Annotated in this window: 10 protein-coding genes and 1 pseudogene; 5 read left to right on the plus strand and 6 right to left on the minus strand. The window is 71.2% G+C overall.

Going from position 1 to position 13,965, the window contains the following annotated elements; genetic code table 11:
* Positions 1-63: 63 nt before the first annotated feature.
* From KUM44_RS36800 to KUM44_RS36810, 3 genes are read right to left on the minus strand one after another with little or no spacing between them, the layout of a single operon-like run.
* Positions 64-1,818, minus strand: a complete 1,755-nt coding sequence (locus KUM44_RS36800; RefSeq protein WP_217214115.1) for an urease subunit alpha — start codon at positions 1,816-1,818, stop codon at positions 64-66.
* Positions 1,811-2,197, minus strand: a complete 387-nt coding sequence (locus KUM44_RS36805; protein WP_217214116.1) for an urease subunit beta — start codon at positions 2,195-2,197, stop codon at positions 1,811-1,813. The genes KUM44_RS36800 and KUM44_RS36805 overlap by 8 nt, the downstream gene beginning before the upstream one ends.
* Complete coding sequence (locus KUM44_RS36810; RefSeq protein ID WP_217214117.1) at positions 2,194-2,496, minus strand: urease subunit gamma; 303 nt, start codon at positions 2,494-2,496, stop codon at positions 2,194-2,196. Before KUM44_RS36810 ends, KUM44_RS36805 begins: the two co-directional genes overlap by 4 nt.
* A 207-nt stretch (positions 2,497-2,703) precedes the next feature.
* On the opposite strand from KUM44_RS36810, the gene KUM44_RS36815 reads away from it, so the two are divergent.
* Genes KUM44_RS36815 through KUM44_RS36825 form a run of 3 tightly spaced genes read left to right on the plus strand, consistent with a single transcriptional unit; the run spans position 2,704 to position 6,304 of the window.
* Positions 2,704-3,942, plus strand: coding sequence for an ATP-grasp domain-containing protein (locus KUM44_RS36815; protein WP_217214118.1), 1,239 nt, complete (start codon positions 2,704-2,706; stop codon positions 3,940-3,942).
* A gap of 23 nt (positions 3,943-3,965) precedes the next feature.
* Positions 3,966-5,183, plus strand: a complete 1,218-nt coding sequence (locus tag KUM44_RS36820) for an MFS transporter (protein ID WP_217214119.1) — start codon at positions 3,966-3,968, stop codon at positions 5,181-5,183.
* Between the two features lie 38 nt (positions 5,184-5,221).
* Entirely contained in the window at positions 5,222-6,304 is a 1,083-nt protein-coding gene (locus KUM44_RS36825) for a substrate-binding domain-containing protein (RefSeq protein ID WP_217214120.1), read from the plus strand.
* Here KUM44_RS36825 and KUM44_RS36830 read toward each other — a convergent pair.
* Positions 6,288-6,737 (minus strand): MarR family transcriptional regulator, encoded by a 450-nt coding sequence (locus KUM44_RS36830; protein ID WP_308402813.1) that lies wholly within the window; start codon positions 6,735-6,737, stop codon positions 6,288-6,290. The genes KUM44_RS36825 and KUM44_RS36830 overlap by 17 nt on opposite strands.
* A gap of 327 nt (positions 6,738-7,064) precedes the next feature.
* Between KUM44_RS36830 and KUM44_RS36835 the strand changes: the two are divergent.
* Positions 7,065-7,413, plus strand: a pseudogene (locus tag KUM44_RS36835) (transposase); the annotation flags it as partial.
* Between the two features lie 477 nt (positions 7,414-7,890).
* On the opposite strand, the gene KUM44_RS36840 reads toward KUM44_RS36835, so the two are convergent.
* Positions 7,891-12,417 carry a tetratricopeptide repeat-containing serine protease family protein gene (locus KUM44_RS36840; protein ID WP_217214121.1) on the minus strand — a complete coding sequence of 1,509 codons (4,527 nt, stop codon included), beginning with the start codon at positions 12,415-12,417 and terminating at the stop codon, positions 7,891-7,893.
* Positions 12,418-12,423: 6 nt separating this feature from the next.
* Positions 12,424-12,771: a CU044_2847 family protein gene (locus KUM44_RS36845; RefSeq protein WP_308402812.1), complete on the minus strand. Its 348-nt coding sequence runs from the start codon at positions 12,769-12,771 to the stop codon at positions 12,424-12,426.
* 229 nt (positions 12,772-13,000) lie between these two features.
* Here KUM44_RS36845 and KUM44_RS36850 point away from each other — a divergent pair, with 229 nt between their 5' ends.
* The gene (locus KUM44_RS36850) at positions 13,001-13,954 is read left to right on the plus strand and encodes a hypothetical protein (RefSeq protein WP_217214122.1); all 954 of its coding nucleotides are present in this window, start codon (positions 13,001-13,003) and stop codon (positions 13,952-13,954) included.
* The last annotated feature ends 11 nt before the right edge of the window (positions 13,955-13,965 follow it).

Genomic DNA, 13,965 nt, shown 5'->3' on the forward strand with positions numbered 1-13,965 from the left:
GTGGGGGGCTCGGCGAGGGCCGGATCGGGACTCGGAGCGGCCGGACCAGAAGAGTCAAAAGAGTCAGAAGAGGAAGTAGCGCTGGGTCATGGGGAGTTCGGTGGCCGGGTGGGCTTCGGTCACCTCGCCGTCGATGCGGACGGTGAAGGTGTCGGGGTCGACGGTGACCTCGGGCCTGGCGGTGTTCTCGTGCAGGTGGTCCTTGGTGACGCCGCGGGTGGAGCGGATCGCGGTGAACTGCTTGCCGATGCCCAGCTGCCCGGCCAGCCGCTCGGGCAGCCCGTCACCCAGGGCCGCCTCGGTGACGAAGTTCAGCGAGCCGGCGGCGGGGGCGCGGCCGTGGGCGCCGAACATCGGGCGGGGCAGGACGGGTTGCGGAGTGGGGATGGAGGCGTTGGCATCGCCCATCTGCGCATACGCGATCTGGCCGCCCTTGATCACCAGTTCCGGTTTGACCCCGAAGAACGCCGGGTTCCACAGCACCAGATCGGCGAGCTTGCCCCGCTCGACCGAGCCGATCTCGCCGTCCAGGCCCTGGGCCACGGCCGGGTTGATGGTGTACTTGGCGACGTAGCGGCGTGCGCGCAGATTGTCCGCGCGCCCGTCTCCGGGCAGGGAGCCGCGGCGGCGCTTCATCACGTGGGCGGTCTGCCAGGTGCGCAGCACCACCTCACCGATCCGGCCCATCGCCTGGGCGTCCGAGCTGATGATCGAGATCGCGCCCAGGTCGTGCAGCACGTCCTCCGCGGCGATGGTCGAAGGCCGGATCCGCGACTCGGCGAACGCCAGGTCCTCCGGAACACGCGGGCTGAGGTGGTGGCACACCATCAGCATGTCCAGGTGCTCGTCGAGGGTGTTGACGGTGTGCGGCCGGGTCGGATTGGTGGAACTGGGCAGGACGTTCGGCTGCGAGACCACGGTGATGATGTCCGGGGCGTGCCCGCCGCCCGCCCCTTCTGTGTGGTAGGCGTGCACGCCCCGTCCGGCGATCGCGGCCAGCGTGTCCTGCACGAAACCCGCTTCATTGAGCGTGTCGGTGTGGATCGCCAGCTGCGCGCCCGACTCCTCGCACACCTCCAGACAGGCGTCGATCACGGCCGGGGTCGCCCCCCAGTCCTCATGGATCTTGAAACTCACCGCGCCCGCGCGCAGTTGGTCCCGCATCGAGACGGCGGACGTGGTGTTGCCCTTGCCGAGGAGCCCGATGTTGACCGGGAAGTCGTCCAGCGCCGCGAACATCCGGGCGAGGTGCCAGCTGCCGGGCGTGACGGTGGTCGCCTTGCTGCCCTCGGCAGGGCCGGTCCCGCCGCCGATGATGGTGGTGGTCCCTGCCGCCAGTGCCTCGGTCGCGCTCTGCGGACACACGAAGTGGACGTGCGCGTCGACGGTGCCGGCGGTCAGGATCCGCCCGTTGCCCGCGATGATCTCGGTTTCCGGGCCGATCACCAGGTCGGGGTGCACCCCGTCCATGGTCTCCGGGTTGCCCGCCTTGCCCAGTGCGGTGATCCGGCCGTCGCGGATGCCGATGTCGGCCTTGATCACGCCCCAGTGGTCAAGTACGACCGCACCGGTGATGACCGTGTCCGGCGCGCCCTGCGCCCGCGAGACCCGGGACTGTCCCATCGACTCGCGGATCACCTTGCCACCGCCGAAGACCGCCTCGTCGCCGCCCGCGCTCAGGTCCCGCTCGATCTCGATCAGGAGATCCGTGTCCGCGAGCCGGATCCGGTCTCCGGCGGTGGGCCCGAACAGGTCGGCGTAGCGCGTGCGCGGCACCGTCAACGCGGCTCTGTTTCCGGTATTCTGACGGTCAGTCATCAAGGCTTCCCTTCGTGACGGCCTGACGCTCAGAGCCTGTGTCGAGGCTCCCCTTCGTCTCAGCACGCAGGCCGAACACCTCACGGCGCCCGCCCAGCGGGACCAGTTCCACCTCTGCGGGCACGCCGGGCTCGAACCGCGCGGCCGTGCCGGCCGGAATGTTCAGCCGCTTCCCGTGGGCCGCCGCCCGGTCGAAGGACAGGCCCGGATTCGCTTCCGCGAAGTGGTAGTGCGACCCGACCTGCACCGGCCGGTCCGCCGCGTTGACCACCGCCACCACCGTCACCGCACGGCCCCGGTTCAGTTCGACGTCACCCTCACCCAGCAGGACCTCGCCGGGCACCTGGGGCGCGCGGTCCGGCCCCTCCCCCGCGCTCACGCGATCGGCCCGTGCACGGTGACCAGCTTCGTGCCGTCCGGGAAGGTCGCCTCCACCTGGACGTCGTGGATCATCTCCGCGATGCCCTCCATCACATCTCCCCTGGTCAGCACCGCACGTCCGGACTTCATCAGCTCCGCCACCGTCCGCCCGTCCCGCGCACCCTCGAGGATGTGCGCGGTCAGGACGGCGATCGCTTCCGGGTGGTTGAGCGCCACACCGCGCTCCTTGCGCCGCAGCGCCACCTCGGCGGCGACGTGGACGAGGAGACGTTCCTGCTCTCGTGCGGTCAGTCGCATGGATGCACAACCATTCCCGTTCAGAAGTACTTCTCCCAGAAAGTATTTGGGCGCAGGAATTGATGTCAACGATTCAATGAACCTCTCAGCAAACGTAACTTGCTGGAAACTTGAGCTTGTTGACAGTCACTCCCCATCGAGAAAATAGTTCATCCAGGAAACATCTCCTCGCATCCCCTCAAGCCCAGGGGCAACCGAGAGGCACACATGGCGCACATCGCGTTCCTGGAGACCAACACCACCGGAAGCGGCTACGAGGCGATCGCCGCCGCCAAGCGGGCCGGGCACCGCGTCACGTTCGTCACCCGCGACATCGACGCTTACCTCCTGCCGGGCCAACTCCAGCTGGACACCGGCCTGATCGACGACGTGGTCGGCACCGAGACCAACGATCCGGACCAGGTGGTCGGCGCGCTGCGCCCGCTGCTCCCGGGGCTGGACGCGCTCATCTCGGTCGGCGAGTGGCACATGATCAGCGGCGCGGAGTCGGCGTACCGCCTGGGCCTGCCGGGTCAGGCGCCCGACTCGGTGCGGGCCGCCCGGATCAAGTCCCTACAGCGCGAGGCCTGTTCGCGCGCGGGCGTCCCGGTGCCGGCCTTCGCCGTGGCCCTGACCCCGGAGGCAGCCGCCGCTGCCGCCGTCGCCCAGGGCTTCCCCTGCATCGTCAAGCCGGTCGACTACGGCGGCAGTTACGGGGTGCGGCTGTGCAACGGCCCCGACGAGGTGGCCTCCCACGTCGCCGCGCTGCACCAGGTCACGCACAACCAGCGGGACCAGCGGATGTCCGAGGAGATCCTGGTCGAGGAGTACCTGGAGGGCCCCGAGATCAGCCTGGAGACCCTCACCTTCGACGGCGTCACCCGTTTCCTCGCGATCACGCAGAAGCAGACGGTGCCGCCGCCCTCGTTCTACGAGACCGGGCACGCCCTGCCCGCCGTACTCGAACCAGGTCTCGAACAGGAGTGCCGCCGGATCGCCACCGCGGCCCTGGAGGCCATCGGGTACGTCTTCGGAGCCGGACACATCGAGCTGATGCTCACCGCCGACGGACCCAAGCTGATCGAGGTGAACTGCCGTCCCGCGGGCGACCGCATCACCCATCTCCTCAACCGCGCCCTCGACGTCGACCCGACCGAGCTGCTGGTCGAGATGTACCTCGGCACCCCGCCCGACCGGATCCCGGAGCCGGCCCGGGGAGCGGCCATCGTCTTCCTCCCCAGCCCCGGCGGCCGGGTGGTCGCCGTCGAGGGCGTCGAGCGGGCCCGGGCCGTGCCGGGGGTGGAGGAGGTCGCCCTGTACGTCGGCCCGGGCGACGTCCTGGCACCGCCGACCAACAACAACGACCGTCTGGGCTACGTCACCGCCACCGGCCCCGACAGCACCACCGCGCTGGCGGCCGCCACGACCGCGGCCGAGACGATCCTGGTCAAGCTGGAGTCGGAGTGAGGCCTGCCCAGTACACCGACGGGATGACCAGGCCGATCGCGCTGGTCTGCCTCGGTATCTTCGTGAGCCGGCTGGGCGGCTTCTTCGTCCTGTTCCTCACCCTGGTGCTGGCGGAACGGGGTTACGGGACACGGCAGATCACCGTCGCGCTGATCGTGGTCGCGACGGCGGGCGTGCTCGGTGCCGCGGCCGCCGGGCCAGTGGCCGCCCGCCTCGGGGTGCGTACGGCGCTGCTGCTGGCCGGAACGGCGACCGCGGTCAGCGCGTTCGCCTGCGCCGCCCTCCAGGGCTTCGGGCCCACCGTCGCCCTGGCCGCCGTCGTCTCCGCCGGCGTGCAGGCCTACTCCCCGCTGGCGCAGACCGTGGTGGGCACCGAGGCCACCGCCGAGCGCCGGGTGGCCATGTTCGCGGTCTACCGGCTGTGCCTCAACGTGGGGGCCGCCGCGGGACCGGTGTTCGGCGCTCTGCTGCTGTCCTGGTCCCCCGCGGCCGTACTGATCGGCAACGGTCTCGCCGCCACGGCGGCGACCCTCCTCGTCCTGCCCCTGCCGCGGACTGCTCCCCGTACGGAACCGGGCCCGAAACACGTGGGGGTCCGGGCGAGAGTGAGCCCTGAGTTCGCGGCCGCCGCCGTGGTGCTGAGCGTGGCCTCCCTGGTCTACGCCCAGCAGACCGGAGTACTGGCCCTGGCGGTCCGTGAGGCGGGCTACACCACCGATGTCTACGGCTGGCTGCTGACCCTCAACGCGGTGGTGGTGATCCTGGTCGAGGTGCCGCTCTCCCGGTACACCGCACGCTGGCAGCGCCGCACCCCCCTGATCCTCGGCACCGTCTGCGTCTGCGCGGGGTACGCGGTCAACCTCGTCGGGATCTCGCTGCCCGTCCTGGTCGTCGGAGTGCTGAGCTGGACCCTGGGAGAGGTCCTCATGACTCCGGTCGCCGCCGCCTTCGCCACCGAGGCGGCCCCGCCCTCCCAGGAACCCGTCTACCTGTCCTTCCTGAGCATGTGCCAGACCGTCGGGTACGCGGTCGGACCGGCCGCGGGCGTGTACGCCTACGGACAGCACCAGACGCTTCCCTGGCTGCTGTGCGCCGTGCTGATGGTGGCCAGTGCGCCCGCCCTGTACTACTTGCTTCCCCGGGCCGGGCGGGCCGGTCAGACCTCCGATGATTGTGAAGTCCCGTACACCGGTCTAGGCTCCGCGGAGGCAGGAGATCCTCTGCAACGGCGCCGGGGTTGAACTCGACGTCACCTGTGGAGACCCCCCGGAGGTGCCCCGTGCACTCGACGGCAGCACAACTGTGTCCGGACCGACGGGACCTGCTGCTCGTAGCGCTCGTGATTCCCCTGCGCGGCCCGGCCGGGATCTTCGGCCCCGCCTGCGAACTCTCGGCGCAGCTCGCCGTGGAGGAACTCAACGCCGCGGGCGGCATCCTGGACCGGGAGGTCCGGCTGGTCGTCGTGGACAGCGGTGCCGAACCGCGGCGGGTCGCGGACGAGGTGGCGGGCCTGGTCGCGCTCGGTGCGGTCGACGCGGTCGTCGGCTGGCACACCTCCGCGGTACGCCAGGCCCTGGCACCGCGGATCGCGCACCGGGTGCCCTACATCTACACCGCCCAGTACGAGGGCGGTGAGGACACCCCCGGCGTATTCCTCACCGGGGAGACCGACATCCAGCAACTGGCGCCGGCGATGCGGCTGCTCGCCCAGGCCACGGGCGTCCGCCGCTGGTGCACCGTGGGCAGCGACTACGTCTGGCCCCGGGTCACCGCACACACCGCCCGCCGGTTCGCTCGCGAGTGCCGGGGCAGCGTCGTGGACGAACTGTTCATCCCGCTGGACACCGAGGAGTACGGCCCCGTGATGCGCCGGATCGAGGCCGGCGGGGCGGACGCGGTGCTGATGCTGCTGCTCGGGGACGACGCGGTGCGCTTCAACCGGGCGTTCACCGCGGCGGGCCTGCACCAGCGCTGCGTCCGGCTGAGCACCCACATGGACGAGAACCTGCTGCTCGCCACCGGTGCGGAGGCGGCCGAGGGACTGTGGGCGACGGCCGGCTACTTCGACTCGCTGATGACCTCGGAGAGCCTGTCCTTCAGCCACCGTTACGCCCGGAGGTTCGGATACGAGGCCCCGGTCGCCGGAAGCCTGGGCGAGTCCTGCTTCGAGGGCATCCTGCTGCTCGGTGCGCTCGCCGCCCACCGAGGGTCGTTAACCGTGCCGAACTCGCCGGGGCCGGAGGAGGACATCTCCTACGAGGGTCCGCGCGGCGCGCTGCGACTGCGCGGCAACCACCTCGAACAACGGCTCTACCTCGCCCGGGCCGACGCCCTGGACTTCGACATCATCGCTCAGCTCTGACCTGCTCCGGAGCACGCCCCAGCAGAAACTCCAGCCGTGACAGCCCGTCCGCCAGCTCCCGCACACCGGCCAGCCCGTCCAGCACCTGCGCCTGCGCCTGCTGTGCCAGCGCGGCGACGGCCCGGTGCCGCGTCCTGCCGCGCGAGGAGAGATAGAGCAGAACACGGCGCCCGTCCCCCGGGTCCTTGCGACGGTAGGCCAACGCCGCCGAGACCAGCCGGTCGACCAGCTTGGTGAGACTCGGCGCGGGCATCAGCGCGTACTCGGCGACATCGGACATGGCGTGCCCGCGCCCGTCCGAGAGCAGCGACAGCACCCGCCACTCCTCGACGGAACAGTCCTCGGCCTCCAGCGCGGCGGCCAGCCGGCGGGTCATCAACCGCTCCGCGCTGCTGAGCAGTTGCGGAAGATCGCGGGGCAACTCCGGCGACACGGTCAACCTCTCCTCCGCGGGGCCGCTGACGCACACTCACAGCACCGACACTACCGCCCCGCACAGTACTTTCCAATGGAATGATCCGGTCACCGTTCCCTCCCGCCGGTACCCACGGTAGCCCTGGGAATCCTTCCGAAATCAGGATGCTTTCTTTTCAGTCCGGCTCTTCACAGGTGAAGTAGTGTGCCGGGACAACACCGACCGGGATGCGGGACGAGAAGCACAGATCCGACACCTGTCGTGGGTGACCAGGCCGCCTGTCCGGTTGGAGATGCGGGTGACCTCAGCCGCGAGGTCCTGGTCGAAGCCGACCAGCACGGTCCGCTGCGAAAGGCCGACCGTCGCGGGCTCGTTGAGCTGATCCGACCCAACGCCCCGCGCATGGCCCGGCGGCTGATCGACGACGCCTTCGACGCGCTCGACGAACAGACCATCGTGCTCCCGGACACCGGCACCCTCGACATCGTGATCCCGTCCCTGGCCCGCTCACTCGCTCGCCGCCGTCCATGAACAGCGCCGGGCCCTGGAGTCCCAGATCGAGGCCCTGCCGGAGGCGCACCCTCTTCCCAAGGTCCTGACCTCGATTCCAGGGGTCGCGGTCAGGACCGCCGCCACCATGCTGGTCACTGTCGGCGACGGTACCGGCTTCCTCACCGCCGCCCCCCTCGCCTCCGACCTACGCATTCCATACACAGTCACAAGACGCCCTCGGCACGCACATTCCAAGGTCAAGAAAACGAAGAAACCGCAGGTCAGCGACCTAACCTACGGTTCACCTCGGAGCCGCCTCCGGGATTCGAACCCGAGACCTACGCATTACGAGGGCGGGGTCCGGCAAAGGGGTCGATGCCTGCACGAACACAACGCCCCGACTCCCGCAGGCATGCTACGCACCTCGGACACCTTGTAGGCAGCCCTCGGCAAGAAGTCCCTGAGGTGACTCAAGGCGAGCCTGCTCTTCTCAAATTCGCAGGTCAAGCCCGTGATCAACAGTCGCCGACAGGTCGGTGAAGTACAAGGAGACGGCGCGGGGCGGGCTCGCGGTCAACATCATCGAGTGCTGACGGGACGCCCCGGAGACTGCGCACACAGACGCGTGACGCCACCATGGTCGAGCACGTCCTCGAACGGGCCCTCCAGGGCGAACGGCCTAATCGGGGAGGTTTCCGAGGGCCGCGCGAGCGCGGTGCTGTGCCTGGTCGCTGTCGGGCGCGGCGAGGGCGCGGCGGTACCAGTGGCGAGCCTCGAGCCACTTCTGTTCGGCCGAGGCGACATCGCCGAGCAGGACCAACACCAGTGAGGTCAGGACGGGTTCCGCGGGGTGCGGGGCAGGGGCGGTCTCCGGGGCGGGGCGAGTGTCCGCGGGCACGGAAAGGATCTCCGCGAGGCGGTCCCAGCGGCCGGTTTCCCGCAGCAGTTGGGCGTACGCCATCCGGCCCTCGGCCGCCGCCTCCGGGTCGGCGGCGGCGAGCACCTGCTCGAATCGGTCGGCCGCCTCGGCGAGCCGCCCGCTGACCACGGCGAGCTGGGCGAGCAACAGCAAGGCCTGCGGGCGCTCCGGGCGCTCCTCGGCCGCGGCCAGCGGGAGCAGGATCTCTTCCGCCTCCTGCGACCGGCCGAGCTGGGCCAGTGTGCTTCCGAGATACCGCCGTGCCTGGGGCTCCACGTCAGGGTCGCCCGACTCCACCGCTTCGGCGAGCCGGTCCCGGGCTGCCTCCAGTCTGCGCTGGGCCAGATAGGTCACCCCGAGCAGCAGACCGACCCGGGGTGCGCTGTCCGGGTGGCCGATGTCCAGCGCCGCCTGTAGGAGTTCGGCGGCCATTTCGATCTCCCCGACCTCAAGGAGGTACTCACCCCGGTCGAGGAAGCTGTCGGCGGCGGCCTCCGAGGCGCCGGATCCCGCGCCGTCGGCCAGGAGTTGCCGTGCGGCCGTGTGATCGCCCTGGCGAAGGCGCAGTGTGCCGAGGACCGTCCGCGCCACTTCGGTGACCTCCGACGGCTCCCCGCGGAGAACTTGCTCAAGGAGTTCCGCGGCCTGCGCCTCGGCCGCCTCCCCACCGTCGTCACGGTCCTGCCCGTCATCCAGAAAGTCCATGGCCAGGAAGAGCCGGGCCGCGTCGGACGACACCGGAACGTCGGCCTCCACGGCGGACCTGAGCAGCCGGAGTCCTTCCGGGCGGTCGCCCTCGGCGATGCGGACCTGGCCGAGCAGCGACTGCGCCCACGTGGCGAGCGCCGTACGGGGTCCGTCCATGGCCTCGATGAGCAGTTCCGCCACCGGTGCGTAACCGTGCGGCTGGTCCGGGTCGACGAAGTCCGACAGCATGAGCGCCAGGTGGATCCGGGCGAGGTGGGACCACTCGTCATGATGGGCGTCGATGGCCTGCCGGTAGGCGGCCTCGGCCTCCTCGTACCGGTCCAACAGGGCGAACAGTTCGCCACGCAACTCCGCGGCGCGTGGACCCTGTGCGGGGTGTCCGGAGGCCGCGGCCTGTGCGAGCAGCTCCAGGAACGCGGCGACGTCGTCCGGGTCGGCCGGGTCGGCCGTCCTCGCCAGCATGAGCGCGAGGTCTACGCGAGCGAGCTGGGACCAGTGCTCATGGCCGGAGGCGATGGCCTGTCGGTAGGCGGCCTCGGCCTCCTCGTACCGCTCCTCCTCGGCCAGCAGATCGCCCAGTTGATCCAAGGCGTACGGGGCGTTCGTCCACGGCCTGGCGGCGACCGCGGCGAGCAGTTGTTCCGCCCGGTCCGTGGCGCCCTGCCCGGCAGCGAGTGAGGCCAGGGCGAGTTCGGCGAGCGGCGCCCAGTCCGGATGGCCGGACGCGATGGCCTGGCCGAGCCGGTACTCCGCGTGCTCCGCTCGCCCGTGCGCGACGTGCCAGCAGCCCAGGACATGGGCGGCGCGCGGCGCATGGGCCGGGTGACCGGACCGGAACACCTCACGCAGCAGCTCGGCGCCCTGCTCCTGGTCCTCGTCCCCGCTGACCAGGAGTCGCCCGAGTGCGACCTGGGCCAGCGGCCACGCCAGCGGTGCCGGGGCGTCCAGCACGCTCTCGAGCAACGGGCCTGCCTCGCTCGGCCGGTTGCACTCCACCAAGAGGTCACCGAGGCTGGCGCAGGCCAGCGGTGCGGCCAGCGGGTGGCCGCCGGCCATCACCTCCCGGAGCAGCTCCTCCGCCTTGTCGAGTTTCCCCTGATTGGCCAGGATCCAGCTCATGTTCGTCCGGGCGAACTCCGTGATCGGCGCGGTCACCGAGGCGTTCATGGTGCGGGAGAGCGTCCAGGAGCTGTTGTCCGGGACCGGTACCTCGCCGGTGCGGGCCGCTCGGGGCCGCAGCAGTTCGGTTCCACTGCCCGCCGGGTCCTGCTTCCGGGTACCGCCCAGGGCGGCGGGAGCCCCCTCGTCGGCGAGCATCCCGCCGAGTCGGGTCTGTGCCAGGCCGGCCACCTCGTCGTCCCCCGCGGCCAGCACGTCGTCCAGGAGCGACAAGGCCCGTTCGTGCGCCCCCTGAAGGATCAGCAGTCCCGAGAAGTACACCTGGGCGAGCAGCGCGAGTTGCCGGTTGCGGCAGCCCATCGCCGCCTGTAGGAGCTCGCCGGCCCGTTCCCGGTCGCTGGCCACCAGCACCCCGCCCAGCTCGACCTGAGCCAGCGGCACCACGTCCGGGACCCCGGACTCGAGGGCCGCCTCCAGACACTCCCGGCCCCGTTCGAACTCGCTGCGGGCAAGCTCCAGTTGTCCGAGCATCACGGCTGCCCAGGCGGCCTCGTCCGAGTCCGCGCCGACCTCCCGGACCCGGCGCAGCGCGGCCACGGCAACGTCCAGCTCGTCGCGTACGACCGCGGTGACGGCGACCGTGAGCAGGTCGGTGCTCAGGGCTGCCGTGGCGCCGAGGCCTTCGGTGCCGACGGTTGCGCCGCCGTTCAGGGCGAGCTGCCAGGCGAAGCCCGGGACCGTCATGCCCGAGTCGTCGGTCCGGGTGTCCAGATAGTCGGGTACGTACGGGAAGATGGCGTACCACCGCTGTGCGGGTCCGTCGCCCGGCGTGCTGTCCTCGGTGACCGCGGGGGTCGCGGGCCGGGCCGGATGGAGCAGGGCGATCTGGCCGGCGACAGTCTCGCGCGCCCAGGCGAGCCCGGCACGGAACGCGCCCTCGTCCGCGTCCCGTGCCGGGTGCGCGTCGCTCATGTACCCGCGGAACAGCCGGAACAGGGCGGCCTCGGACACCGCGCCGCGCAGGCCCATCCGCCAGCGGTCCGCCGCCGCCCGGGTCACCGCCCACCCCTCCGGGCAGCTGTCGAAGCCGTGCGTCAGGCGCCGTTCCAGTTCGGGCGCGGCCACCAGGATCTGCCCGATGCCCCGCGCCGCGAAGTCCTCGTCCGGGTAGTGGAGGGCGGCCTCCGCCAGCTCCTCGTCGGTGAGCCGCTGCGGCAGCTCCACCTCGCGGGCCCGGCGCAGCACACTGCGCGCGAGCCGACCCTGGTCGTCCGCGCGGTCGAAGAGTGCCTGCCGCTGTAACGAGGTCATGGAAGCGACCACGACGACCGGCGGCTCCTCCTGCGCGAACCGTTCCAGGACCTGGACGTTGAGTCCGCCGGGGCGCAGATAGTGATCCAGCTCGTCCAGCCAGAGGACGACCGGGTCGCCGCCGGCCGGCAGCCGCAGCCGGGACAGATCCTCCGGCGCGGTCCGGTCGGCGGCGGGCACCAGGAGCCGAGCCCGCGGAATCCGGCGGCGCAGCAGCTCGAACAGTGTCCGGGACTTGCCGGACTTCGACGGGCCGACGAGCAGCAGCAGCCGTGTGCCGTCCGGTTCGGCCGAGAGGGCGCTGTCCAGCGCCTCCTCCAGGAGCGCGTCCGGCCTGCGGCGCGCGACATACGTGTCGGTGCGGTCGCCTTCGGTCCGGCGCCCGCTGTACGTGGAGGGGGTCACTCCGATGTGGTACGGATCCACCTCGCCGACGCGCGGCAGCTCCCCCGATGCCGTGAGCGGCAACGCGAGCCGTGCCTCGATGCGGGCCCGCAGCTTGTCCGCGGCCTGCTCCCGCACCTGTTCGGCCAGTGGGGGCCAGTAGCGGAGCAGTGCCTCGGTCTTGATCGCGTACGTGGTGCTGCTCGTGCCGGAGTCGCCGCCGCGTTCCCGGGCGTTGAGGATGCCGATCACCGCGTCGCCGTCCTCGTCCCACACGGGTGCCCCGGAGAAGCCGGGTTCCGGCGCCCACCCCGCCCGCGGTTCGAGCAGCAGCCATTCGTCGCCCGCGTGGTCGACGATCTCGCCGCGCACCCCGATACCGGCGCGCGCGTGCTTCTTCGGGTAGCCATAGGCACGGAACCGGTGATGCCAGATCCCGGCCTCCGTGGTGCACAGGGGGGCCGGCTCGGCGCCGGGCGGTGGGTCACCCGCGAGTTCCAGGACGGCCACGTCCCCCGTGCGGGCCTCGGTGACCGGATGCCAGCCGTCCGGCAGCACGGTCGCCCTGAGTTCCTCGACCTGCCGCACGTGCTGGAACCGGACGTACACCGGGCCGACGGGCGCTTCCGCGCCCCGCCCGATCACATGGGCGCAGGTAAGGACGTGGCGTGGTCCGCACATGACGCCGACTCCGTGCGCCGGGCCGTCGGGGGACTCGCGCCGAATGCTGACCAGCCAGGGCGGCTGTTCCCGGCTGACGGCCACGACTCGTCAGTTCCCCGGGCTCGTCGGCTGAGCCGGCGCACTCTCGGGCCGCGTCCAGCGCAGCCGTACGGCCAAGTGCCCTTCCGCCGCGGTCTTCGCGACGACGGCACCGGCCTCCGCGGTGAACTTCATGCCGAAGTCGATCTCCATCTCCTGCGGGGCGAGGGCGAGCGCGGTGTCCACGACCGACCGCAGGGTGGGCAGTGTGGACTCCAGCGACTCCCGAAGCCGTCGCCGGGCCTCGACGATGCCGTCCTCACGGCGTGAGATCAGCTCAAGGCCCGGGGTGTCGTCGGCGACTTCCACCACGAGTTCGGAGCCCTCCGGCCCCTCGAAGCGCACCAGCTCGCTCACGGGTCCCCCTCCACCCTCGGCCTCGTCCGCACGACGAGGCCCGGACACTGGGTGCGCAGTCTAGATCCGAACCGGCCTGCTCCACAGGAGAATTCGGATGCGAGCAGGGGGGGCATTCGCGTCATCGAAAGGGGGTACGGGACAGGGGCGGGCAAGTACGCCCACCGGCTGGAACTTCGGCGCTACGCTGCTTCGGACAGCGGTGTGAACAGGGAAGCGGGGGGCGTGGATGCCGGCTACGGACGACCCCGGTGCACTCGGGGACGGTTCCGGTGCTCAAGCCGCACTTTCGGCGCTCGGAGCCTCGCTGCGTCGTGCGGCGCAGGCGCTCGCGGGGATACGGGATGACGACGGCGTTGCCGCACTCGACGGGCTGTTCGGTCTGTTCGACGTGCTGGAGGAGGTCCCTGCGCTGGCCGCCGGGGTTCCTCGTCTCGTGGCCGCCGCCCGGCCCGGAGAGCGGCTGGCGGAGGAGTTGGACAAGAAGCTCGCCGAGCTCGCCGCGCTCCACGGACAGGTTCGGGACGACCGAACGGCACTGAAACGGCTTGCCGACACCGAGGACGAGCTGTGCCAACGCCTCGCTGAGCACGCGGAGTTGCGGGAGCGCATCGAGGACCTTCGCCGCCTCGAACGCCTGGTGGACACGCTGGACGCGCTGAGCGGACAACAGCAGGTGGTGGACGAGCGCCTGGAGGTGCTGCGCTCCCGGGACACCTCCGCCGAGCAGGTTCTGGCCGCGGACTGCGGGGCGCTGGTGCGGCTCAGCAAGGACCAGCTGGACGCGCTCGGACCGCAGACCCGCGAGGCGGTGCGCCTGGCCGAGGAGAGCGACGAGCGGCTCACCGCGAAGAAGCGGGAGCTGGCCCGGGTCACCGCTGAGCTGGACGAGTCGCACCGGAACCTCGAAGCGGTCCGTGCCGAGCTCGGGGAGCGGATTCCGCAGTGGGAGCGATACGCGCGGGCGAACCGGGAGTTGGCGGAGGCGTTGTCCGCGTGGGAAGGCGTCGACGGCGGCGACATCGGCGAACGTCGCGAGGACCGGCTCGCCAAGCGCAGGACGGCACTTGAACGGGCGCGCCGCGTCGCCGCCGATGTGGAGCAACGCCTCGCCGGGATCGATCGGGTGCTTCGGGAGGCGCTGGAGGAGAGGGACGCAGACGCGAACGCCGGAGCGGCCTGATCTTCCGGCGG

The organism is Streptomyces sp. AC550_RSS872, assembly GCF_019049285.1.
GTDB lineage: Bacteria > Actinomycetota > Actinomycetes > Streptomycetales > Streptomycetaceae > Streptomyces.